Consider the following 22,276-nt stretch of genomic DNA (forward strand, 5'->3'; position numbering starts at 1 on the left):
AACGCGTTGTTGAATCGAGACACTTATATGGATATTCGCCAACACACCTTCCTGGCTTCCCAGCCTTCTGCTGTGCTGCAAAACCGAGAGCACTTTTGGGGGATACCCAGGCGCGGTCTCGCGCTGCTGTTGGCGAATGCGATGTTCTGGCAGCCGCTGCTGGCTAATGCCGATGGCATTGTGGCCAGTGGACCGGGCACTCGTCTGGACGCGGCCGGTAATGGCGTACCCATCGTCAACATCGCGGCCGCCAACGGCAGTGGTTTGTCGCATAACCAGTTCAAGGACTACAACGTTGGCGCCCATGGCGTCATCCTCAACAACGCCATCGACCGTACGCAGTCCACCCAACTGGGCGGGATCATCCTCGGTAATTCCAACCTCAGGGGCGGCGCGGCCCATATCATCCTCAACGAAGTCAACGGCGGCAGTCCCAGCCAGTTACGTGGTTACACCGAAGTGGCGGGCCAGGCGGCCAAGGTCATCGTCGCCAACCCTTATGGCATTACCTGTGACGGCTGCGGCTTTATCAATACACCCCATGTCACCCTGACCACCGGCAGACCCATCCTCGATAACGGTCGTCTGGACCGCTATCAAGTCGATGGCGGCGCCATCTCCATTGACAGCAGAGGGCTGGATGCCAGCAACATCGACCGTTTCGAAATCATCACCCGCTCGGCCCGGATCAACGCACAAATCCATGCCCGCCAGCTGACGCTGATTGCCGGTCGCAACGACGTCAACGCCCAGACCCTGACCCCCACGGCCCGCGCCGCCGATGGCAGCGCCACACCGGAGCTGGCCATCGACTCCTCAGCCTTGGGCGGCATGTATGCAGGTGCCATCAAACTGGTCGGCACCGAAGCGGGTGTGGGGGTGAAACTGGACGGCACATTGGCGGCCAGTGCCGGTGATATCCGGCTTGATGCCAACGGGCATTTGACGCTGGCGCACGCCACGGCCCATCGCGCCATCGACCTCAAAGCCGCAAGCCTGACCGCCCAGGGGCCGGTCTACGCCGGTACCGCGCTGAGCATGCAGACCCAGGGCGATCTCAATAACCACCAAACCTTGGCCGCCCGAGACCGCATCCAGCTCACCAGCGCTGGGCGTTTGACCAACCACGGCATCATCGAGGCCGGTATCAACACCGATGAGAGCCGCAATGCCACAGGTGATGTCAGTCTTTCAGCGTCCCACCTCAGAAACCTCAACAGCGTGGTTGCCAGCCGTAGCCTGGCGGTGACAGGCAAGCAACTGGACAACAGCGGCGGCAGCCTCAATAGCCAAAAAAACAGCGTGCTCACCCTGAGCGGTGATCTGGAAAACGCCCAGGGTCTGATCAGCAGCGCCGGTCAACTGAGCATCACCACCACCGGCGCGGTGGATAACCGAGGCGGACGCTTGGTCACCGACGGCGGCCTCGACCTGCGCAGCGCCAGTTTTGACAACCGCCAAAAGGGTGTGCTCAAAGCTCAGCATGCCGCCCAGATCAATACCGGCAGCCTAAGCAACCAGCATGACGGGCAGATCAGCTCAGACGACACGCTCGGTATTACGGCCGGTCAGTTGAACAATGGCGACGGTGGGCACATTACTGCGGCCCAGGCAGTCAGCGTCAGCGTTACCGGTCTGGACCAGCAGGGCGGTAAGTTGACCAGCCAAACTGCCCTGACGCTGGACGTCAATCGTGGCCAGCTCAACAACCAAAAGGGGCTGATCACCGGGCCGCTACTGGTCCTGAAAAACCTCAAGGACGTCAACAACCAGGGCGGGGAAATCTCAAGCAGCCAGGGCTTCACGCTCACCGCAGACAACCTCGATAGCAGCACCGGCAAGCTTCTGGGCAAGGATGCACTGACCCTGCGTATCAGCCAGGTCTTGACCAATACCCAAGGCCTGATCAGCGCCGCCACAGTGAATGCCCAGGCTGGCAGCCTGGACAACAGCGGCGGCACCCTCACCAGCCTGGGGGACGTCTCGCTCGATGTCGACGGCCCGTTGACCAACCAGGACAAAGGGCTGATCAACGCCGCCAATACCCTCAGGATCAACAGCGCGGCGCTCAACAACCAGCGAGGTTCGCTGCAGGGCCAGACCATTGCACTGGATTTTGGTAGCGCCACGGGCGACCTGAACAATACGGGCGGAGGGGTCAAAGCTGCCGACATCTTGAGCATCAGTCACCTGCGCGACCTCATCAACCACCAGGACGGCGAGGTCTCCAGCGCGCAAAGCCTGACCCTCAGCGGTCGTACCCTTGACAACAGCGGCGGCAAACTGATCAGCAACAAGGTGCTGACATTGAACGCCACGAGCCTGCTCAATCAGCGCGGCCTGATGTCCGGCTGGCAGGGCCTGAGCGTCAGCGGCGCGGACCTGGACAACCGTGACAACGGTAAACTCTCCAGCCTCTACGGCCACCTCGACGCCAACCTCAGTAACAGCCTGCTTAACCGCTCAGGTGGCACGCTGGTCAGTCAAAAAACGTTGAAGGTCACCACCGCCCACCTGGACAACAGTGACAACGGTGTTCTCACCAGCGGTGCCGGGCAAACCCTCACGGTCTCCGGGTTGCTCAACAATGCCCAGGGCGGCTTGATCGAAAGCGGTACGACGCTCGACGTGCGCGCCAACCGTCTCGACAACAGCGCGGGCACCGTCATCGGCAAAAGCACGGCGACCCTTGACCTGCTCGGCCCCCTGACCAACACCCATGGCACACTCACCAGCGGCGCCGCGATGCTGGTCAAACGCGCCGGCCAGATCGACAACCAGGGCGGCGAAATCGCCAGCCAGGGCCGGTTGACCTTGTTAACGGGCAGCCTGGATAACCGCAACAGCGGCACTTTGGTTGCCCATGACACATTAAGCGTCAACACCACAGGAGCGGTGCAAAACAGCAACGGCGGCAAGATCCATAGTCAGCACGCCGACGTCCGGATCACCGCTGCCAGCCTCGACAACACCAAGGGCACCGTACACAGCCAATCCTCCCTGGCGCTGGAGGTGAGCGGCGATATCGACAACCAAGGCGGTAAACTCATCGCCCACACGGGCGACCTCAAACTGACCGCCGCCAACCTCGACAACCGCGCCGGCACGCTCGCCAGCCTTAAAGGCACCCTCGATGCCGGGGTGACCGGCCTGCTTCGCAACAGCCACTCGGGCCTGACCCAGGGCCAATGGCTGAAGCTCAACAGTGACCGCATTGATAACAGTGGCGGGCGCATCTCGGCTCTAGCCGGCCATGCCCTGGTGACCGCCAGTCAGTTCGACAACCGCAATGGCGCCCTGTATGGCAAGGGCGCGGTCAAGGTCAGCGACTTCGACAACAGCGGTGATGTAGGCGGCCAAGTGGCCGGTGGTCAAATCGAACTCACCCTCAACGGCGTACTGAACAACCGCAAAGGCATCATCGAAAGCGACAGCACCCTGAGCGTCAGCGCGGGCAGTGTGGATAACCAGAGCGGGCAACTACGTGCGCTGGGGGATCGTGGTGAGACAGCGTTTCGGATCGGAGGGCTGTTTGATAACCGTCACGGCGTCCTCGAAGCCGCCAACCACGATTTTAGTTTCCAGGCGGCAAGCTTCCAGAACACCGACGGCAACGTATTGCACGTTGGCTCGGGCATTTTCGGCATGGCAATGGCCAACCTCAACGAGGCCGGCGGTAACCTCGTCACCCGAGGCAGCCTGACGGTCGATCAGGACACCTGGACCAACAGCAGTGCGATACAGGCCGGGCGTTTGACAGTCAACGTCAACACCCTCAACCAGACAGCCACCGGGCAACTTTTAGCGTCCCGGCACTTCACCGGCAGCGGCGTCAACTGGACCACCGACGGCTTGATCGCCAGCGAAGGTGATTTTGACCTGACCCTCAGCAACACCCTCAACGGGCGCGGGCGGGCCACCAGTCGGGGCGCCATGACGATACAGGTCGGGCAGTTGAGCCTGAGCGACAGCGCCAGTATCTCCAGTGGTGGCCCCGCCACGTTGAACGTACAAGGGCTGTTCAGCAACGCCGGGCGGCTTACCTCGGCCTCGGATCTGCACCTGTCCGCCGCGGGCATCAACAACTCTGGGACATTAGGCAGTGCGCAAACCCTCACGCTGACCACGGGGGCCCTGCTCAATGAGCAGGGATTGATCTTCAGTGGTGGCGACATGCACCTGCGTGTCGACTCGCTGACCAACAGCTACGCCGATATCTACAGCCTGGGCAATCTGGTGATTGACCGCGACGGTCAGGGCCGCCAGGCCCGCAGCATTATCAACCGCTCTGCACACATTCAGAGCGACGGTCATCTGAGTCTGGCGGCGAGCACGATTCAAAACATTCGGGCGGTATTGACCACCGAAAACCAAGGTGTCCATACCGCCAGGATCAGTGAGATTGCCTGTCTCGAAGGCGTTAACGCCGGCGATTGCAGCGGCAAACGAAACCACGTCTGGGAGATTGTTCAGCGCGACAAGGTTGAAGTCACCCAGGCCAGTGCGGCGTCCAGCATCACCTCGGGCGGTGATCTGACCCTCAACGGTGGCGACCTGCTGAACCAAAGCAGCACCATTGCCACCGCCGGTAATTTGGTCATCGCCGTCGATAACCTGACCAACAGCGGCATCGAGACCGGAGAGACTGAAACCACCCGAGTATTTACGTCGCAGCGGACCCGAAATGCCGGAGGCTGGCATAACGCGGCCAACGCCTTCACCCAAAAATACTGGTTCCAGAGCGCCCACTACACAGCCAATGACTTAAGTGGCCTGCCGCAAGCAATGAGCCGCTTTATCGGCACCACCGAGAGCGAGTTGCCGCAATTTACCACCACGCAAAAACGGGCCGAAGGCGACCAGCGTTACGCGGCGGTGATACAGGCTGGAGGCACTGTTAACGTTACTGTCGGCAACACTCTCGACAACAGCGTGGTGCGTGCGGGCTACACCTATATCGGCAGCGGCCCACGCACCGACACCCAGGCCTCCGGCGCCGACTTTGCGACCCGGATCACCCTCAACCAACAACTGCCACCGGACCTGGCCCAGCAACAGGTCAACCCGCTGACACTGCCCGGATTCACGCTGCCTTCCGGCCAAAACGGCCTGTTTCGTTTAAGTGGTAAGGGCGCCACCACGGCCACCCAAACGGCACCGCACACCTGGACCCTGGGTAGCGCAACCATCGACCACACCGAGCGTGATCGCGCAGCACCCGCTGGCCTGCGCCAAAGCACGGCGGCGGATTCGTTAACCGTCAACCGCGTACAAGGACTGCCTGACGCAAGCTTCATCCCGCACCCGCAAAAATACCTGATCGAAACCAACCCGGCACTGACCGACCTCAAGCAATTCATGGGCTCGGACTACCTGCTATCGAACCTGGGTTACAACCCCGACCAGAGCCAAAAGCGCCTGGGTGACGGGTTCTATGAGCAACGCCTGATTCAGCAAGCGCTCATCGCCCGCACCGGCCAGCGCTTTATCGACGGCCAGACCAGCGATGCCGCCATGTTCAAGCACCTGATGGACAACGCCGTCACCAGCAAACAGGCGCTCAACCTGGCAGTGGGCATCAGCCTGACCCGCGAACAGGTCGCGGCCCTGACCCACGACATCGTCTGGCTGGAAAACGCCGACGTCGGCGGCCAGCAAGTCCTGGTGCCCGTGCTCTACCTGGCCCAGGCCCACAACCGGCTTGCGCCCAACGGCGCACTGATCGCCGGCAACGACGTCAACCTGATCGCTGGCAAAAACCTCAACAACGTCGGCACCCTGCGTGCCACCAGCAACCTGACAGCCAGGGTCGGCAACCATCTGGTCAACAGCGGCCTGATTGAAGCTGACGACCGCCTGAACCTGCTGGCCAGCAATAACCTGACCAACACCGCCGGTGGCATCGTGGCCGGACGCGACATAAACCTCACCGCCGTCAACGGCGACATACTCAACGAACGCACCGTCACCCGCCACCACAGCAGCAGTGGCTACCGCACCGAACGCAGCGACGTTATCGACAACGCCGCACGCATCGAAGCCGCCAATAAACTCACCCTGCAAGCCGGGCGCGACATCAACAACGTCGGCAGCGTGATCAGCAGCGGCGTCGATACCGAGCTCAAGGCCGGTCGTGACGTCAACCTCATCGCCGCCGAACAACGCAACAGCCACACCGTCACCCCCCTGTCCCACAACGACAGCACCACCCAATACGGCTCCGTCATCGAAGCAGGCCGAGACTTCCAGGTCGTTGCTGCGCGAAACATCAGCGCCATTGCCAGCCAGATCCAGGCCAAACGCGACATCACCCTGGCTGCGGAAGGCGATCTGATCCTGGCCTCAGGCGCCAACGAACAGCATTCGTCGTTTCACAGCAAAAAGGTCAAGCGCCAGCAAGACCATGTCAGCCAGGTGTCGACAGTGGTCACCGCCGGTGGCGATGTGACGCTAAGTGCCGGACAGGACCTGGCGTTGATCGCCAGCCGGGTCGTGGCGGGGGATGAAGCGTATCTGGTTGCGGGTGGGAATCTGGGGCTGCTGGCTGGGCAAGACAGCGACTACTCGCTGTACGACATGAAGAAAAAAGGCGGCTGGGGGAGCAAGAAAACCCAGCGCGATGAAGTCACGGACGTGAAAAACATCGGCAGCGAAATCAAGGCCGGTGGTGATTTGACGTTGGTCAGCGCTGGGAATCAGCTTTATCAGGCGGCCAGGCTCGACAGTGGCCATGACCTGTCCATTGTCAGCGGTGGGGCCGTGACGTTTGAGGCGGTCAAAGACCTGCATCAGGAGAGTCACGAGAAGAGCGAAAGCGATCTGGCATGGACGAGCGCCAAGGGTAAAGGGCGTACCGACGAGACCGTGCGCCAGACTGAAATGATTGCGCAAGGCAGCCTCGCAATCAAAGCCGTCGACGGTTTGCATATCGATATCAAACACATCGACCAACACACCGTGAGCCAGGCCATCGATGTGATGGTCAAGGCTGATCCGCAACTGGCGTGGCTTAAAGAGGCCGAAAAACGCGGGGATGTGGACTGGCAACACGTGCAGGAAATGCATGACTCGTTCAAGTACAGCCATGCAAGCCTTGGGCAGGGAGCAATGCTGGCGATCATCATCATCGTGACGGTGTTGACGGCCGGTGCCGGTAGTTTGCTGGTGGGTAGCGTAGCCGGTGCAACGGCAAGTTCTGGAACCGTCATGGCAGCAGGTGGGATTGCGACCGCTGGGGCTTCTGCGGGCACTTTTGTGGCAGCGGGCTGGGGCAATGTCATGGCCACGTCCGCACTGACGTCGCTTGCCAGTGGCAGTGCCGTCAGCTTTATCAACAATGGCGGAAATATCGGCGCAACACTTAAAGACGTCACCTCAAGCAATGCCCTAAAAGGTTATGCCACCGCCGCCCTGACGGCAGGCTTCACGGCTGGAGTGCTGGACCCGGCGTTTGGGGTGTCGGGTGATAACGTCAATAAAGTCACGAAAGGCTTTGATCTCGGTTCTGCCAGCGACATTGGGCAGTTCCTTGCCTACTCGGGCGCCCAAGGCGTCGCCCAGGCCGGAGTCGGCACGGCACTGCAAGGCGGTAGCCTGAGCAAAAACCTGGGCACTGCGCTCACCTCGCAACTGCAAAGCACGTTGCAAGCCGTGGCTTTCAATGCGGTAGGCAAGTACTCGAAAGATCAGCAATGGGCTGATTCAAGGACGAAAAAAATTGCGTTGCATGCCTTGGTCGGTGGCCTGTTAAGCCAGGCGGATGGAGGAAGCTTCGCCACCGGAGCCCTTGCTGCGGGCGCTAACGAAGCGCTGATAACTACGTTGGCAAAAGCTGTGGAGGGCGAGCCAAATTTGTTGGTGGCGGCTTCGCAATTGGTCGGTATTGCAGCGGCGGGCGCGACCGAAGGCGATGTGCAGAAGGGCGACGAAATCGCGAAGAATGCGACGGAGTATAACTTCCTGGAGCACCTGCCACCCGGTTTGGCTGAGTATGGGCAAGCGGCAACGAGCCTTGCAGACGACATGCGGAAAAAGGGCGCCACTGTTGATGAAATAGCTCAGGCACAAGTAGCGCTTGCTCAAGGACAAGGATTTGACGGCGCCCAACCGGCTAATGAGTTCGTCAAAGCCTGGGGCATGTTCATGGCTGGCGAGCTCACTGGGGCGGGGCTGGTGGCGGTGATAGGACGGCTTGGGTTGTGGGGTGCAAAAGGAGTTGAAATACCTACTCTAGTGAACAAACCGTTAGGCTTGGGTTCGACGGGTAGATCTACGCCTGCTAACTTAAGTGAAAAGCTTGCAATGGAGCAGGCTATTTCAAATCCTGCTGCTGGTCGCCCACTGACGGTTCCGATGACTGATCCCCGATGGCCGGCAACTGATGGTTGGGTGAAATCGGCGCAAAATATCAATGGAATCGAAATTCACTATGTAAAAAACTCCATTACTGGAGCAATTGACGACTTCAAATTTAAGTGAGTAAACATATGCTTGCCTTATGCCAGGCTAATCTCGGTAGCGCTATCCCAGCAAAGGAACGCTATTTGGGTGAAGTTGATCAAACTAACTATTCTCCTTTGAGTGTCGGGGAGAATTACGTGGTGTATGCCCTGCTGTTTATTTTTGATAGGGTAGATTTTTTAGTGCGGGCTCCTGATCAACCACCTTTCTGGGTTCCGAGCTGTCTATTTCGCTTGGTTGACGCTAGAATTCCAGCTGGCTGGGAGTTTTGTATTACCCAGACACGCCCTGACTATAAGTGTCTTTTTGATGCGTTTAAAATTAGCCATGTGATGGGCTACCCGCTGCTAGTGAATGAGTATGAACATTATGTAGGGATTGTTGAACGGGACCCAGTAGAAGTACTGCGATTCATGGGGGACGAACTGGAGCACATATCAGACTGATTTAAAGGTTTGATGGTGCAAAAGGGGGCACGTTTGCAGGGAAAAGCATTGATAATTTATCGAGCGGGAAAACTGCTGAACCCCGCAGATAAGTCAGGGCAGCTTTCACTACAATTTTCTTCCCGGACGCAGCCATCTTAATGAGGGGATCGATCCTCAAAAACTGTTGAATGGTGCTCATGCGGGAGAGTTTCCTGTCGTAGGTTATGGTTCAAGAGGGCAGCCAATAGTTGATTTTGGCAAAAATATTGGTGTTGATGGCACATCAGGCTTGGCGACAAGATACGGAACAATACATTCAGGTAAAAGCGGAGCCCATATTGTTCCAACAAATCCTGCTACTGTCGGAGTGAACCCATGAACACTTTCCCAGATTGGTTGGTCTTATGTGTTTGGCGTGCTCTGATTGGTGAGATATATCCTGCAATAAGGGCGATTGCTATTTCACTGTCAGATGATGGAACATTACTTATTCGTTACTATCTTGATAGGCCGCCTACAGACTTTGACTGGGAAAGCTTAGAGGTTGTTGCCACAAATATTTCAGCCTCAATTGGTCAAGACAAAATTTATCACATAGATTTAGATTGTAAATTTGTGCTTGGTTCAATAGGGCGTCTTGAGTGTCTCGACGGCTTCATCTACTGTCGCAGAGAATATGATTTGTAGGTCCAAAAGGAGTAGTTCAATCTGAAAAAGGCACAGGCGATTGGGCAAAACTTAGTGGTCGGCTCAGTGAGGCTTCGAAAGGTAAAGGTAATTTCGGCATTGGGTCAGGTACAAGAGAACAAGCTGAGGTTATGGGGAAGGCTTGGGTTGGCGATGGGTATAAAATTGCTAGTGATGGAAAAACCTTAGTTAGTCAGGATGGCTTAAAACAATATAGGCCACCTACTTACAAGCCATATCAACAGGGGGCTCAGGCTAACTTTGAGCAAAGGTTTCCTGGGCAGGAGACAAAGAGGTGGCAGTCAAATGGTCATTGGGATATCACGGACTAAACTATGAGCGCGAAATTAAAATGGCTTCATAGCCCCGACATTTACAATCTTGAAAATTACCAACCGGAATGCGACAGTTTTTGCTTTCTTCTTCAGGCTATGATTGGCCCCGAAGGTGAGGAAGGCGAAGAGTCCTTTGATATAGAGGTTTGCACTCCGAAATGGATTGAAAAAAATCTCGGGTTGGACGAGGCCCTTGTCGGGCAACATTACCTTATTGTCCGTGACTACAATTATCAAAAAATTGTTCATTCCATTGAGAAATTTCTACAAGGCTGTTCGGGTAAAGATTGGAATGAAGTTTCAAGAAAGGTATCAAGATTAGGTTTGTGGGAATTCGAGGGATACGAAGATGGAAGCGTTTGAATTAGGTGTTTAATGGCCTTGTACCACTAACACCGGCCCTGTGCCGGTGTTGTTTTTCTGCTTACTGCAAAACTTCCCTTCTTTCACTGCTCGCTTTGGTCGTTGCCTGAACGATCAAGGCATCCAGCATCTGCGCAACAAATTTCTGCTGAGTCTTAGGTAGCTGATCAATGGCTTCCAGTTGCTGTTGCCATTTCGGAGCAGGGCCACGCTTACGCACAGTGGTTTCCTGCTGCTGACCAAACAGCTCTTCGAGTGTGATTGCAAGCAGTCGGGCCAGCTCTGGCAACGCCGCTACCTGGATACGCCGCTTGCCGGACTCATAGGCTGGGATAGTCTGCTGGGACACGCCCAGCCGTTCGGCCAGTTGAGTTTGGGTGATGCCGTGCATGCCTTGGTGGCCTGTTAAGCCAGGCGGATGGAGGAAGCTTCGCCACCGGAGCCCTTGCTGCGGGCGCTAACGAAGCGCTGATAACTACGTTGGCAAAAGCTGTGGAGGGCGAGCCCAATTTGTTGGTGGCGGCTTCGCAGTTGGTCGGTATTGCAGCGGCGGGCGCGACCGAAGGCGATGTGCAGAAGGGCGCCGAAATCGCGAAGAACGCGACGACGTATAACTTCCTGGAGCACCTGCCACCCGGTTTGGCTGAGTATGGGCAAGCGGCAACGACCCTTGCAGACGACATGCGGAAAAATGGCGCCACTGTTGATGAAATAGCTCAGGCACAAGCAGCGCTTGCTCAAGGACAAGGATTTGACGGCGCCCAACCGGCTAATGAGTTCGTCAAAGCCTGGGGCATGTTCTTGGCTGGCGAGCTCACTGGGGCGGGGCTGGTGGCGGTGATAGGACGGCTTTGGTCGTTGGGTGCAAAAGGCGGAAGTGCAGTAGCGGATGATTTCTTTGCAGGTACGAAATACACAGATAAAGTGTTAGGTCAGATCAAGACTGGCGATCTTCATGGCTTCCCGGAAAGTGTCACAACTTTCCAAGGGGCCAGACAGGTGACGAAGATCACAGGGGGAGATGGTGTGGTAAGAGATATGCTGAAAATTCCAGGTGAGTATCGTGGGAAGCAAGGCGTTTTCGAGTTCATAAAGGAGTCGGATGGGTCAATCAATCATCGACTATTCAAACCGACCCCGGCGGAGTGATCTATGAGTATTATATGGACGGAGCAAATTGATCCTATTCTAAGTCGAGGGATATCTCTAGATCATTTGGGGGTGCGGAACTGGGCCCTAGGTCGTGATGACGCTTTACGTGCTATTTATGAACTCGAGGCTTTCGGAATCGCGATTCTTGGAGGAGATGTATATCAATTGGTTGGAGAGAAAGCTGAGCAGACGTACGACAGTTGGTACTGCGACCAAGGCTCCGATGAGTCTTATTCTGTTTTTTTAAAGCGCAGTTCAGATAAGGCAAAGAGTTATATTTGCAGCTACTTAATGCAGGAGGGGCTTTTTGCGCTAGTGCCTAAAATTTGATGGTGCAAAAGGCATTGAGCTGCCTTTTCAAGTGCACAAACCATTAGGCTTGGGGTCGACGGGCAGATCTACGCCTGCTAGTTTGGTGGGCGCACTGTGCAGCAAATCGTCCCCGAAGGTCAGAAGCTGGCTCGGTTTCCGGGTGTTGGTGAGACGGGGATCGACGATCTTTATAAGGTCAATCGCCCCGATGTCGACTATGTGGTTATCGAGTACAAGTTTGTCGGCGACAACAAGAAGTCCGGTTCGTCAGGGCTGGGTAATACCCGGGATGGCAAGCAGGGCTCGACATCATGGATTCTTGGAGGTGATCGTCTGGAGCGCGCCGTGGGTGAGAAACATAGCCTGGGTATGCAGACCGCCCTGGAAGCAAATCGTACTGAAACCTGGGTTGTGAGAACCCGGCCAGATGGCTCCACGGAAGTCGAGGTGCTTGACGCGAATTGTAAAGTCAAAGCGATAGATACTTCTAAAATATTACCATCCACCAACTTGAAGGGAGTTCTTCCATGATTCGTGCAACTTTGGGAGATAAGCAGTATTGGGACGACTGTGAAACAATGGACATGCAATGGATTGAGCGCGCCAGTAAAATTATTTCGGAGCCTTCAGCTAATCCCGTGTACAGGGCGCAATTTACATTCGACTTTGCCAAGCACCACTTACGTGTAGCTATAAGAATTTACTCCAATGGTGGCAACATTCCAGAGATGGCTAACTATTTCCCTGGAATTTTAGATTACTGGGAGCTTTCCAATCGAGAGTCCGACAAGATATGTGCCGAGAACAATCTTCAAACTTGCCGAGATTGGGTCTTTGAACTGACTGATTTAAACCATTACCTCTGGTGTTTCTGGTTGGTAGGGTTAGCGCTTGTACTTGAAATTCCCGACGACCAGTGGCTTCGACTGATCGCATTAATCGGAGAGGGTGGGCACGACGTTCTGCTTGATCGGGTCATTGCATATCGTCAGCCGGATCGTGTTATCGGTCAGACATTACTGCACACAAAGCCATACGCACGGTTGCTCAAGGCCATTGATGCGCCGCAAGAACGGCAGGCAGGTCTGTTGTTGGCATTCGTAGCGCATTGGTATCCAGAACTAAACCGGCGGGGTAGGCAACAACCGTGGTGGTACATTTATGGTGATCCGATAAAACACCCGCTTGAAATGGGAAGTTACTTCGGCCGCTGGTGTTTTGAAGCTGCCGCCGCCGTTAAAGTATTTGGGATCGACGATAGCAATTGCATCGGACACGAACACTATCCTGGTGATTTGCTGCACCCCAGTGAAGTGCTTATTACACCCCCTTGTGCAAGTGCCAAGCCTCGGTGGTGGTCGAGGTTTATGGGTAAATAGTTAAGGCGAAGGGATTTGCTCGCGGTACGTTGTCATCCCTGCCAATCAGGTGTGATGTCCCTTTGCGCAGGTCCCGCATCCGGATCATGCCCCTCAGGAAATTTGCCTTTCAGGTGCCAGGCAAAGGCGATGATTTCAGCGATGGTCAAGTACAGTGCCTCGGGGATGCTGTCGCCCAGTTCCATGCGCGCGAGCATCTTCACCAGTTCGGCGTTTTCGTAGATGGGGACTTTGTACTCGCGGGCGATGGCCAGGATCGCTTCGGCCAGCGCGTCGTCGCCCTTGGCGGTGAGCGTTGGGGCTTGTTGGCCGTCGTAGTTGAGGGCGACAACTTGACGGGGAGGGGCGTTCGGTGCGGTCATCAGGCGCTCTCGTCGATCCAGCGTTGTTCCAGTACGGTACGCGCGCCTTGTGGGGGGACGCCGATGTTGCACGCCAGTTCGCCTACGTTCAAACCGCAGGCCACCAGTCGCGCGCGTAAATTGCCCAGCTCGCTGTCAATCAGTGCTGCACTGGTGGTGCGTTCGGCCCACATCTGGCTCGACAAACTGCCACCCACCAACTGTGCTTGCACTTGCAACGGTCCGAGCGGTTCGAGGTCGAACGCCAGCTCGACGCGCCAGAGTTTTTCTTTCTCCTTTACCTCGCGTTCGTCCTTCGCGTCCTCTCGTTCAGGCGTGTCCTCGCGCTGCAGTTTGACCTGCAACGGCACCACGTCATGGGCGTTGCGCATGGGGATTTCAAGCTGCCAGGTGGTGATCTGCGTGCCATCGGCGGCGGTACGGGTCTGTTCCAGTCCGCCGAGCTGATGGCTTTGCAGGCGCGATACGGCGGCGGCGGCGAGCTTAAGCAGCGTTTCCAGGTCGTCCCCGTTTTCTGGGCTGCCGAGCAATCGTGTCGGCAGCGGGAAACTGCTCGGTGACGTGCGAGCGGCGACTTGGCCCAAGGTGCCCAGTGCATTTCGAATCATGTTGGGCATCGCGCGCGCGAGGGTGTTGGCCGCAGCCGCAGCGTCGTAGCTCATGTTGTCCAGGCCGGGAAGGATCTGTGAAATCAGACGAAGCAGGTTGGCCTTCATGTCTGGCATCAATGTCGGATTGAACCCCGCCAACAGCCGCGATTCCATGAACAGTCCACTGCCGTTGAGCGCTTGGGCGACGCCTTTGGGCGTGGTCATTTGCTGAATGTCTGGCAAGTCAGCCAACAGTTGGTCGATGCTTGCGCGCAACGATGCCGGCAGGCTGTCGCCGGAATCCGGCAGACTTTGCAGCACCACCAACAACCCCTGCAGCGAACCCTGACGACTTTGTTGCGTGGACAACTGCTGCGCCAAGGCCAATTGATCGAAACGATTGGGCAACGCTACGAAATTCAGCGCTTGGCTGTTCTGTACCTGCGCACTGAGCAAACTGCCAGCGGCCAGCGGCTGTGGGCTTTCGACGACTAGATTACTGCCAGCCAGCGCAGTGTTGAGCAGGGTGACGATCGAGCGATATGCAGTGGGCTGATCGGCGTTCGCCGGCACTGGCTGACCTGTGACTTGGCTGATCAGTTGCGAGGTCAGCACCTTGCCCTGTAACAATGTGCCCACTGGCAATTGACGGGTGTCGATACGGGTCAGGCTGTTGGTAATGGCTTTTTGCAGTTCCGCGAGGCTGATGGTCAGGGTATCAGCCGAACCTTGCGCGACGTTAACGCTGGTGCCTGGCGACAACGGCAGCGAACTGGTCACCGGAAACGTGGTCTGCCGACCGTTGTTCAGTGTCAGCTTGAGCAGCAACTGGAAGTCTTGATCGATCTGCTTGAGGCTCACCACTTCGGCGTCGGCGGTCTGCCCGGCAGCCAACAACCCTTCACGGGGTTGCAGCAACTTGAGCACCTCTGCCGGCGCAACACCTGCGCGCAACAGCGTCGCTGCGGTGTTTACCGAAGAAAGATGGGGGATGTCGCCTGTCATCGAATACCGACCTGTGAAGAATTTGCCATCTTGATACCTGAAGATGGCATGTATAATCGCGCCGGTCGTCCACTGGGGCCACCGGGTGAGTCTGCATCAGTATAACGGCCATCGGAAGGGCGACTTGAACCGCTGGTGAATACCTCCGATCAGAAAAAGAAGGTTCGCATGCCGATCCCTGTTTTAGCTGCCTCGGCGCTTGCTTGCGAGCGCGACTGGCGAATGCTCTTCGAGAACCTCGATCTGTGTCTGACAGCCGGCGACATGCTTCAGGTCAGCGGGCCCAACGGCAGTGGCAAGACCAGCTTGTTGCGTTTGTTGGCTGGGCTGATGCAGCCCACGGCGGGCGAGGTGCTGTTGCACGGCGAGCCGCTGAGCCAGCAAAAAAGCGAGCTGGCACACAACCTGTTGTGGATCGGCCATGCGGCCGGGATCAAGGATTTACTGACGCCAGCGGAGAATCTGACCTGGCTCTGCGCGCTGCACCGAGCCGCCGACCCCGAGGCGATCTGGCAGGCCCTTGATGCAGTAGGCTTGCGTGGCTTTGAAGACGTACCTTGTCATACGCTCTCGGCAGGACAAAAGCGCCGCGTTGCCTTGGCCCGTCTGTATTTACCAGGTCCTTTGCTGTGGATTCTCGACGAGCCGTTTACCGCCCTCGATAAACAGGGTGTCGCGCAACTGGAGCAGCACTTGGCCGAGCACTGCGAACGGGGCGGCATGCTGGTGTTCACCACCCACCACACACTGAGCCGCGTGCCCGCCGGTTACAAAGACATCGATCTGGGGCAATGGGCCGTATGAGTCATGTGTTTACCCTGCTGATCGCCCGCGAAGCACGGCTATTGTTTCGCCGCCCTGCCGAACTGCTCAATCCGTTGGTGTTCTTCGCCATTGTCATCGCGCTGTTTCCGTTGGCGGTCGGGCCCGAGAGTCAATTGTTGCAAACCTTGTCTCCCGGATTGGTCTGGGTCGCGGCGTTGTTGTCGGTGCTGCTTTCATTGGATGGGCTGTTTCGCAGTGATTTCGAAGACGGATCACTTGAGCAGTGGGTTCTTTCATCACATCCTTTGGCGCTTCTGGTATTGGCCAAGGTGATGGCACACTGGGCATTTTCCGGGTTGGCGTTGGTCTTGCTGGCACCGTTGCTGGCGATGATGCTGGGCTTGCCGAGTGAATGCCTGCCGGTGCTGCTGCTGTCATTGTTGCTGGGCACACCCGTGTTAAGCCTGCTGGGTGCGGTCGGCGCAGCGCTGACCGTCGGGTTAAAACGCGGCGGTTTATTGCTGGCATTATTGATTCTGCCGCTGTATATCCCGGTGCTGATCCTGGGCAGTGGCGCCTTGCAAGCGGCCCTTCAAGGGATGCCTGCGACCGGTTATCTGTTTTGGCTTGGCAGCCTGACGACGCTGTCGGTAACCCTGACACCTTTTGCAATTGCTGCTGGATTGAAAATCAGTGTCGGCGAATAATCGGGCTCTGACTGAGCTGACACATTTTCCCTCGTCACACTCTGGACGCTTCAGCTAAAAGAAGCGCTTTGGATAAAATACCGTGATCAAAGGCTGCGTGATGAACACAAGCGCCAACGCTAAAAGCGGCATCAGTTGGGTCTGGTTCCACAAACTGGGTTCTCCGAAATGGTTCTACGGCATCAGCGGCCGTCTGCTGCCATGGCTGAGCATCGCCGCTGTCTTGCTGATTGTCATTGGAGTGGTCTGGGGCCTGGCCTTCGCGCCGCCGGATTATCAGCAAGGCAACAGCTTTCGCATCATCTACATTCATGTGCCTTGCGCGATGCTGGCCCAGTCCTGCTACGTGATGTTGGCCGTGTGCGGGGTAGTCGGGCTGGTATGGAAAATGAAAATGGCTGACATCGCGCTGCAATGCGCCGCGCCTATCGGTGCCTGGATGACCGCCGTGGCGCTGGTGACCGGGGCTATCTGGGGTAAACCGACCTGGGGTTCGTGGTGGGTGTGGGATGCACGCCTAACGTCCATGCTAATCCTGCTGTTTCTGTACTTCGGACTCATTGCGCTGGGCAATGCCATCAGCAATCGTGACAGTGCCGCCAAGGCCTGTGCGGTGTTGGCGATTGTGGGGGTGATCAATATTCCGATCATCAAATACTCGGTGCAGTGGTGGAACACCTTGCACCAAGGCGCGACCTTCAGCCTGACCGAGAAACCAGCGATGCCTGCGCAAATGTGGCTGCCGTTGCTGTTTACCGTGCTGGGCTTTTACTGCTTTTTCGGCGCGGTGCTGCTGCTGCGCATGCGTCTGGAAGTGCTCAAGCGCGAAGCCCGCGCCAGTTGGGTCAAGGATGAAGTATTGAAAAGCCTGGGTAAGGCGCCGCTCCAAGGAAATGCCTCATGAGTTTCGGCTCGTTCAGCTCGTTTGATGAGTTCCTCGCCATGGGCAAACATGCCCTGTTTGTCTGGACCGCCTATGGTATTTGCCTGTCGGTGCTGGTCATTAATGTGGCGTTACCCGTGTTGGCGCGTCGGCGCTACCTGCAACAAGAAGCGCGTCGTTTACGCCGGGAGCGCGCGAAGTGAACCCGCTGCGCAGAAAGCGACTGTTGATCATTGTGGCGATTCTGGCCGGTGTTGGCATCGCCGTAAGCCTTGCCCTAAGCGCCTTGCAGCAGAACATCAACCTGTTTTACACCCCCAGCCAGATCGCCAATGGCGAAGCGCCCCACAACACGCGGATACGCGCCGGCGGTATGGTCGAAAAGGGTTCGCTGGAGCGTTCCGGCGACTCGCTTGACGTCAAGTTCGTGGTCACCGATTTCAACAAGTCAGTCACCATTACGTACCGCGGCATTCTTCCGGACTTGTTCCGGGAAGGGCAGGGTATCGTTGCTCTCGGCAAGCTCAACGCTGATGGCGTAGTGGTGGCTGACGAAGTGCTGGCCAAACATGACGAGAAATACATGCCACCAGAAGTCAGCAAAGCATTGAAAGACAGCGGCCAGTCGGTGCCGGGCTCGTCTGCCATGCCTGCTAAACAGGGTTGAAACGATGATTCCTGAACTCGGCCATTTGGCCATGATTCTGGCGCTGTGCTTTGCCGTTGTGCAGGCCATCGTGCCGTTACTCGGTGCATGGCGTGGCGATCGCCTGTGGATGGGGCTGGCGCAACCGGCTGCATGGGGGCAGTTTGCGTTTCTGCTGTTTTCGTTTGGTTGCCTGACCTACGCGTTCATGGTCGATGACTTCTCGGTCGCTTACGTCGCCGAAAACTCCAACAGCGCCTTGCCGTGGTACTACAAATTCAGTGCCGTGTGGGGCGCCCACGAGGGTTCGTTGTTGCTCTGGGCACTGATCCTCGGTGGCTGGACGTTCGCTGTATCGGTATTTTCCCGCCAATTACCGCAAGTGATGCTGGCCCGTGTGCTGGCGGTGATGGGCATGATCAGCATCGGCTTTCTGTTGTTCCTGATCCTGACCTCCAACCCGTTCAGCCGCATCCTGCCGCAGATTCCGCAGAACGGGCGTGACCTCAATCCGTTGCTGCAAGACATCGGTCTGATTGTTCATCCACCCATGCTGTACATGGGCTACGTCGGGTTTTCGGTAGCGTTTGCCTTCGCCATTGCCGCGCTGCTGGGTGGGCGTCTGGATGCGGCGTGGGCGCGCTGGTCGCGGCCATGGACCATTGTCGCCTGGGCGTTCCTGGGTGTGGGCATCACGCTGGGTTCGTGGTGGGCCTATTACGAGCTGGGCTGGGGTGGTTGGTGGTTCTGGGACCCCGTGGAAAACGCCTCATTCATGCCTTGGTTGGTCGGCACTGCGTTGATTCACTCGCTGGCCGTGACCGAAAAGCGCGGGGTGTTCAAAAGTTGGACCGTGCTGCTGGCGATTGCCGCGTTTTCCCTGAGTTTGCTGGGCACGTTCCTGGTGCGTTCCGGCGTGCTCACCTCGGTCCACGCGTTTGCCTCGGACCCTGCGCGAGGGGTGTTCATCCTGATCTTCCTGTTGCTGGTGGTCGGTGGTTCGCTGACTCTGTTCGCTATCCGTGCTCCGGTTGTTAAAAGCCACGTTGGCTTTGGCCTGTGGTCGCGGGAAACCTTGCTGCTGGGCAATAACCTGGTGCTGGTGGTCGCGGCATCGATGATCCTCTTGGGCACGCTTTACCCGCTGGCGCTCGATGCGTTGAGCGGGGCGAAGATGTCGGTCGGGCCGCCATATTTCAACGCTTTGTTCGTGCCGCTGATGGCGCTGCTCATGGCGGTCATGGCCATTGGCGTGCTAGTGCGCTGGAAAGACACCCCACTGAAATGGCTGCTCGGGATGCTGGCGCCAGTGCTGGTTGGCAGTGCAGTGCTGGCGGTGATCGCAGCATTCGCCATGGCCGATTTCCACTGGGCGGTGCTCGCCACCTTCATGCTCGCCGCCTGGATACTACTGGCCGGTGTGCGTGATCTGTTGGACAAGACGCGGCACAAAGGCTTGATCAAAGGCGCACGCTCACTGACCCGCAGTTATTGGGGTATGCAAGTGGCGCACATCGGCATTGCCGTGCTGGCCTTGGGCGTGGTGTTGTCGAGCCAGAACAGCGCCGAGCGCGACTTGCGTCTGTCGCCGGGCGAGTCGACGGAGTTGGGCGGCTATAGGTTTGTGTTCGAGGGCGCCAGGCACTATCAGGGCCCCAATTTTACGTCTGATCGCGGCACGATTCGGGTGTTCGAAGACAGCAAGGAAATCACTGTGCTGCATCCAGAAAAACGTCTGTACACCGTGCAGCAATCGATGATGACCGAGGCTGGCATCGACGCCGGTTTCACCCGCGATCTGTATGTTGCGTTGGGCGAGCCGCTGGACAATGGCGCCTGGGCCGTTCGCGTTCACGTCAAACCGTTTGTGCGCTGGATCTGGTTTGGCGGATTGATTACCGCGCTCGGCGGTTTGCTGGCCGCGCTGGACAAGCGTTATCGGGTCAAGGTCAAAAGCCGCGTGCGTGACGCGTTGGGTTTGTCGGGAGCTGCGGTATGAAGCGTTGGGTGTTGTTGATCCCGCTGGTGTTGTTTCTTGGCATGGCGGCGTTTCTTTATCGCGGGCTGTACCTGGACCCGGCCGAGCTGCCCTCGGCGCTGATCGACAAGCCGTTCCCCGAATTCTCGTTGCCAGCGGTGCAAAGCGACAAGCTGTTGACCCGTGCCGATCTGCTGGGCAAACCGGCGCTGGTCAATGTGTGGGGCACCTGGTGTGTCGCCTGTCGGGTTGAGCACCCGGTGCTGAACAAATTGGCGCAGCAGGGCGTGGTGATTTACGGCATCAACTACAAGGACGTCAATGCCGATGCCCTGAAGTGGCTGAGTGAATTCCACGACCCTTATCTGATCAATATCCGCGACGAAGCCGGCAGCCTGGGTTTGAATCTGGGCGTGTACGGCGCGCCGGAAACCTTCCTGATCGACAGCAAGGGCATCATTCGCTACAAACACGTCGGTGTGATCGACGAAACGGTCTGGCGCGACAAGCTGGCCAGCCAATATCAAGGGCTGGTCGATGAGGCTAGGCAATGAGGCGCTTGCTCGCGATTGTTGTATTGAGCCTTGGGCTGACGAGTATTGCCCACGCAGCCATTGATGCCTACGTGTTCAAGGACGAAGCCGAGCGCGCCCGCTACAGCGAGTTGACCAAAGAACTGCGTTGCCCAAAATGCCAGAACCAGGACATCGCCGACTCCAACGCCCCCATCGCCGCTGACTTGCGCAAAGAGATCTACCGCATGCTGGGCGAAGGCCAGAGCAACCAGCAGATCATCGATTTCATGGTCGACCGCTATGGCGAGTTCGTGCGCTACAAACCTGAGCTGAACGCGCGGACCTGGCTGCTGTGGTTTGGTCCTGCCGGGTTGCTGCTGGGCGGGGTGTTGGTGATTGTCGTGATCGTCATACGTCGTCGCGGCAAACGGCCCGCAGACAACGATGCGCTTTCTGACGAGGAGCGTCAGCGCCTCGCCCACCTGTTGGATAAAAACCGCGAATGATTGATTTCTGGCTAGCCGCTGGCCTGCTGTTGCTGGTCGCCCTGGGTTTTCTGCTGATCCCTGTCTTGCGTGGTCGTCGCGTGCAACGCGAGGAAGACCGCACTGCCCTCAACGTTGCGCTGTATCAAGAGCGTGTGGCCGAGCTGCAAAGCCAGCAACAAGAGGGTGTCTTGTCCTCAACGCAGATGGACAGTGGCCGTGCAGAAGCGGCGCGTGAATTATTGGCGGACACCGAAGGCGTTGGCACTGAACGTGTCTCGCGCCTGGGTAAACCCTTGCCATTGCTGGCCGCACTGTTGGTGCCGGTGTTGGGTTTTGCGTTGTATCTGCATTTTGGTGCCAGCGACAAGGTCGAGTTGACCCGTGAATTCGCCCAGCCGCCGGGCTCGCTGGTGGAAATGACCAGCCGTCTGGAGCGGGCAGTCAAGGCCCAGCCGGATTCGGCCGAGGGGATTTATTTTCTTGCACGAACTTATATGGCACAGGACCGCCCGGCCGACGCCGCCACAATGTTTGAGCGCGCAGTGAACCTGGCCGGACGTCAGCCCGAATTGCTCGGGCAATGGGCGCAGGCGCTATATTTTGCGGGAGACAAGCACTGGTCGCCGCAGATTCAGGCGTTGTCGGATGAGGCTTTGAAGCTTGATCCCAAAGAAGTCACCAGCCTTGGATTGAAAGGTATTGCCGCGTTCGAGGGGCAGCGTTATCAGGAGGCTGTCGATTACTGGAAGCGCCTGCTGGCAACGCTGCCTGCCAATGACCCTTCGCGCTCGGCACTGGAAGGCGGCATTGCCAGGGCCAGCGAAAAGATTTTGGAAAACGGTGGCAGGTTGGCCGACACGCCTGTGGCAGTGATTCAGGGTGCGGTGCTGAGAGTCAGAGTGAGTCTTTCCGCTGATCTGCAAGCCAAGGTGTTGCCTGGCGACAGCGTATTTGTGTTTGCACGCGCAGTGTCCGGCCCGCCAGCACCCTTGGCGGTCAAGCGTGTGACGGTCGCCGATCTGCCCGTGGATGTCGAACTGACCGATGCCGACGCAATGATGCCGCAGTTGAAACTGTCCAACTTTGCCGAAGTCCAACTCGTTGCCCGGGTATCCCGCGCAGGCCAGCCCACCACAGGTGAGTGGATCGGTCGCAGTCAGCCGCTGCCCAGCAACGTGACTGCCCGTCAGGCCTTGACCATCGACAGCCCCGATCAGTAGA

The 22,276-nt window shown here is 57.5% G+C and carries 22 protein-coding genes; 18 read left to right on the forward strand and 4 right to left on the reverse strand.

Annotated elements, in window-relative coordinates; translation table 11 throughout:
* Positions 1–27: 27 nt before the first annotated feature.
* Positions 28–8,478 carry a DUF637 domain-containing protein gene (locus tag VGC62_RS11460; protein WP_331187197.1) on the forward strand — a complete coding sequence of 2,817 codons (8,451 nt, stop codon included), beginning with the start codon at positions 28–30 and terminating at the stop codon, positions 8,476–8,478.
* Between the two features lie 65 nt (positions 8,479–8,543).
* A complete protein-coding gene (locus VGC62_RS11465) occupies positions 8,544–8,906 on the forward strand; it encodes a hypothetical protein (protein WP_331187198.1) in 363 nt (120 codons plus the stop codon).
* A 1-nt stretch (position 8,907) separates the two neighbouring features.
* Here VGC62_RS11465 and VGC62_RS11470 read toward each other — a convergent pair whose 3' ends face one another.
* Positions 8,908–9,087, reverse strand: coding sequence for a hypothetical protein (locus tag VGC62_RS11470; protein WP_331187199.1), 180 nt, complete (start codon positions 9,085–9,087; stop codon positions 8,908–8,910).
* Between VGC62_RS11470 and VGC62_RS27695 the strand changes: the two genes are divergently transcribed.
* The 3 genes from VGC62_RS27695 (at position 9,073) to VGC62_RS11480 (ending at position 10,273) form a co-directional block, all read left to right on the forward strand.
* Positions 9,073–9,267 carry a polymorphic toxin type 50 domain-containing protein gene (locus tag VGC62_RS27695; RefSeq protein WP_414705786.1) on the forward strand — a complete coding sequence of 65 codons (195 nt, stop codon included), beginning with the start codon at positions 9,073–9,075 and terminating at the stop codon, positions 9,265–9,267. The genes VGC62_RS11470 and VGC62_RS27695 overlap by 15 nt on opposite strands.
* Complete coding sequence (locus VGC62_RS11475) at positions 9,264–9,575, forward strand: colicin (protein WP_331187200.1); 312 nt, start codon at positions 9,264–9,266, stop codon at positions 9,573–9,575. The genes VGC62_RS27695 and VGC62_RS11475 overlap by 4 nt, the downstream gene beginning before the upstream one ends.
* A 335-nt stretch (positions 9,576–9,910) precedes the next feature.
* The gene (locus VGC62_RS11480; protein ID WP_331187201.1) at positions 9,911–10,273 is read left to right on the forward strand and encodes an immunity 8 family protein; all 363 of its coding nucleotides are present in this window, start codon (positions 9,911–9,913) and stop codon (positions 10,271–10,273) included.
* Positions 10,274–10,334: 61 nt separating this feature from the next.
* Here the strand turns inward: VGC62_RS11480 and VGC62_RS11485 are convergent, their stop codons facing one another.
* A complete protein-coding gene (locus tag VGC62_RS11485; RefSeq protein WP_331187202.1) occupies positions 10,335–10,664 on the reverse strand; it encodes a helix-turn-helix transcriptional regulator in 330 nt (109 codons plus the stop codon).
* Positions 10,665–10,753: 89 nt separating this feature from the next.
* On the opposite strand from VGC62_RS11485, the gene VGC62_RS11490 reads away from it, so the two are divergent.
* The 4 genes from VGC62_RS11490 (at position 10,754) to VGC62_RS11505 (ending at position 13,116) form a co-directional block, all read left to right on the forward strand.
* Positions 10,754–11,422, forward strand: coding sequence for a VENN motif pre-toxin domain-containing protein (locus VGC62_RS11490; protein WP_331187203.1), 669 nt, complete (start codon positions 10,754–10,756; stop codon positions 11,420–11,422).
* Between the two features lie 3 nt (positions 11,423–11,425).
* The gene (imm40, locus tag VGC62_RS11495; protein ID WP_331187204.1) at positions 11,426–11,755 is read left to right on the forward strand and encodes an Imm40 family immunity protein; all 330 of its coding nucleotides are present in this window, start codon (positions 11,426–11,428) and stop codon (positions 11,753–11,755) included.
* A 96-nt stretch (positions 11,756–11,851) separates the two neighbouring features.
* Positions 11,852–12,268: a hypothetical protein gene (locus tag VGC62_RS11500; protein ID WP_331187205.1), complete on the forward strand. Its 417-nt coding sequence runs from the start codon at positions 11,852–11,854 to the stop codon at positions 12,266–12,268.
* On the forward strand, positions 12,265–13,116 hold the full coding sequence (locus VGC62_RS11505) for a PoNe immunity protein domain-containing protein (RefSeq protein WP_331187206.1): 852 nt from the start codon (positions 12,265–12,267) through the stop codon (positions 13,114–13,116). Before VGC62_RS11500 ends, VGC62_RS11505 begins: the two co-directional genes overlap by 4 nt.
* 32 nt (positions 13,117–13,148) lie before the next feature.
* Here the strand turns inward: VGC62_RS11505 and VGC62_RS11510 are convergent, their stop codons facing one another.
* Both VGC62_RS11510 and VGC62_RS11515 read right to left on the reverse strand, forming a co-directional pair.
* The gene (locus VGC62_RS11510) at positions 13,149–13,478 is read right to left on the reverse strand and encodes an EscU/YscU/HrcU family type III secretion system export apparatus switch protein (protein ID WP_331187207.1); all 330 of its coding nucleotides are present in this window, start codon (positions 13,476–13,478) and stop codon (positions 13,149–13,151) included.
* Positions 13,478–15,073 (reverse strand): flagellar hook-length control protein FliK, encoded by a 1,596-nt coding sequence (locus VGC62_RS11515; RefSeq protein ID WP_331187208.1) that lies wholly within the window; start codon positions 15,071–15,073, stop codon positions 13,478–13,480. The genes VGC62_RS11510 and VGC62_RS11515 overlap by 1 nt, the downstream gene beginning before the upstream one ends.
* A gap of 168 nt (positions 15,074–15,241) precedes the next feature.
* Between VGC62_RS11515 and ccmA the strand changes: the two genes are divergently transcribed.
* The 9 genes from ccmA (at position 15,242) to ccmI (ending at position 22,275) form a co-directional block, all read left to right on the forward strand.
* Complete coding sequence (gene ccmA, locus VGC62_RS11520) at positions 15,242–15,877, forward strand: cytochrome c biogenesis heme-transporting ATPase CcmA (protein ID WP_331187209.1); 636 nt, start codon at positions 15,242–15,244, stop codon at positions 15,875–15,877.
* Positions 15,874–16,545, forward strand: a complete 672-nt coding sequence (gene ccmB / locus VGC62_RS11525) for a heme exporter protein CcmB (RefSeq protein ID WP_331187210.1) — start codon at positions 15,874–15,876, stop codon at positions 16,543–16,545. Before ccmA ends, ccmB begins: the two co-directional genes overlap by 4 nt.
* A gap of 100 nt (positions 16,546–16,645) precedes the next feature.
* Entirely contained in the window at positions 16,646–17,449 is an 804-nt protein-coding gene (locus tag VGC62_RS11530; RefSeq protein ID WP_331187211.1) for a heme ABC transporter permease, read from the forward strand.
* Positions 17,446–17,631, forward strand: a complete 186-nt coding sequence (gene ccmD / locus VGC62_RS11535) for a heme exporter protein CcmD (RefSeq protein WP_331187212.1) — start codon at positions 17,446–17,448, stop codon at positions 17,629–17,631. Before VGC62_RS11530 ends, ccmD begins: the two co-directional genes overlap by 4 nt.
* Positions 17,628–18,095: a cytochrome c maturation protein CcmE gene (gene ccmE, locus VGC62_RS11540; protein ID WP_331187213.1), complete on the forward strand. Its 468-nt coding sequence runs from the start codon at positions 17,628–17,630 to the stop codon at positions 18,093–18,095. The genes ccmD and ccmE overlap by 4 nt, the downstream gene beginning before the upstream one ends.
* A gap of 4 nt (positions 18,096–18,099) precedes the next feature.
* Positions 18,100–20,073 carry a heme lyase CcmF/NrfE family subunit gene (locus VGC62_RS11545; protein WP_331187214.1) on the forward strand — a complete coding sequence of 658 codons (1,974 nt, stop codon included), beginning with the start codon at positions 18,100–18,102 and terminating at the stop codon, positions 20,071–20,073.
* The gene (locus VGC62_RS11550; RefSeq protein WP_331187215.1) at positions 20,070–20,606 is read left to right on the forward strand and encodes a DsbE family thiol:disulfide interchange protein; all 537 of its coding nucleotides are present in this window, start codon (positions 20,070–20,072) and stop codon (positions 20,604–20,606) included. The genes VGC62_RS11545 and VGC62_RS11550 overlap by 4 nt, the downstream gene beginning before the upstream one ends.
* On the forward strand, positions 20,603–21,073 hold the full coding sequence (locus VGC62_RS11555) for a cytochrome c-type biogenesis protein (protein ID WP_331187216.1): 471 nt from the start codon (positions 20,603–20,605) through the stop codon (positions 21,071–21,073). Before VGC62_RS11550 ends, VGC62_RS11555 begins: the two co-directional genes overlap by 4 nt.
* Positions 21,070–22,275: a c-type cytochrome biogenesis protein CcmI gene (gene ccmI / locus VGC62_RS11560; RefSeq protein ID WP_331187217.1), complete on the forward strand. Its 1,206-nt coding sequence runs from the start codon at positions 21,070–21,072 to the stop codon at positions 22,273–22,275. The genes VGC62_RS11555 and ccmI overlap by 4 nt, the downstream gene beginning before the upstream one ends.
* The last annotated feature ends 1 nt before the right edge of the window (position 22,276 follow it).

The sequence above is a fragment of the Pseudomonas sp. genome, from assembly GCF_036404235.1.
Classification (GTDB): domain Bacteria; phylum Pseudomonadota; class Gammaproteobacteria; order Pseudomonadales; family Pseudomonadaceae; genus Aquipseudomonas.

What these genes read in the sequence shown, in the direction of transcription:
- VGC62_RS11510 (WP_331187207.1), bottom strand. Translation starts at nt 13,478, where the DNA reads ATGACCGCACCGAACGCCCCTCCCCGTCAAGTTGTCGCCCTCAACTAC.
- imm40 (WP_331187204.1), top strand. Translation starts at nt 11,426, where the DNA reads ATGAGTATTATATGGACGGAGCAAATTGATCCTATTCTAAGTCGAGGG.
- VGC62_RS11485 (WP_331187202.1), bottom strand. Translation starts at nt 10,664, where the DNA reads ATGCACGGCATCACCCAAACTCAACTGGCCGAACGGCTGGGCGTGTCC.
- VGC62_RS11515 (WP_331187208.1), bottom strand. Translation starts at nt 15,073, where the DNA reads ATGACAGGCGACATCCCCCATCTTTCTTCGGTAAACACCGCAGCGACG.
- ccmA (WP_331187209.1), top strand. Translation starts at nt 15,242, where the DNA reads ATGCCGATCCCTGTTTTAGCTGCCTCGGCGCTTGCTTGCGAGCGCGAC.
- VGC62_RS11545 (WP_331187214.1), top strand. Translation starts at nt 18,100, where the DNA reads ATGATTCCTGAACTCGGCCATTTGGCCATGATTCTGGCGCTGTGCTTT.
- VGC62_RS11470 (WP_331187199.1), bottom strand. Translation starts at nt 9,087, where the DNA reads ATGAGCACCATTCAACAGTTTTTGAGGATCGATCCCCTCATTAAGATG.
- VGC62_RS11505 (WP_331187206.1), top strand. Translation starts at nt 12,265, where the DNA reads ATGATTCGTGCAACTTTGGGAGATAAGCAGTATTGGGACGACTGTGAA.
- ccmB (WP_331187210.1), top strand. Translation starts at nt 15,874, where the DNA reads ATGAGTCATGTGTTTACCCTGCTGATCGCCCGCGAAGCACGGCTATTG.
- VGC62_RS11480 (WP_331187201.1), top strand. Translation starts at nt 9,911, where the DNA reads ATGAGCGCGAAATTAAAATGGCTTCATAGCCCCGACATTTACAATCTT.
- VGC62_RS11530 (WP_331187211.1), top strand. Translation starts at nt 16,646, where the DNA reads ATGAACACAAGCGCCAACGCTAAAAGCGGCATCAGTTGGGTCTGGTTC.
- VGC62_RS11475 (WP_331187200.1), top strand. Translation starts at nt 9,264, where the DNA reads ATGAACACTTTCCCAGATTGGTTGGTCTTATGTGTTTGGCGTGCTCTG.
- VGC62_RS11555 (WP_331187216.1), top strand. Translation starts at nt 20,603, where the DNA reads ATGAGGCGCTTGCTCGCGATTGTTGTATTGAGCCTTGGGCTGACGAGT.
- VGC62_RS11460 (WP_331187197.1), top strand. Translation starts at nt 28, where the DNA reads ATGGATATTCGCCAACACACCTTCCTGGCTTCCCAGCCTTCTGCTGTG.
- VGC62_RS11550 (WP_331187215.1), top strand. Translation starts at nt 20,070, where the DNA reads ATGAAGCGTTGGGTGTTGTTGATCCCGCTGGTGTTGTTTCTTGGCATG.
- ccmD (WP_331187212.1), top strand. Translation starts at nt 17,446, where the DNA reads ATGAGTTTCGGCTCGTTCAGCTCGTTTGATGAGTTCCTCGCCATGGGC.
- ccmI (WP_331187217.1), top strand. Translation starts at nt 21,070, where the DNA reads ATGATTGATTTCTGGCTAGCCGCTGGCCTGCTGTTGCTGGTCGCCCTG.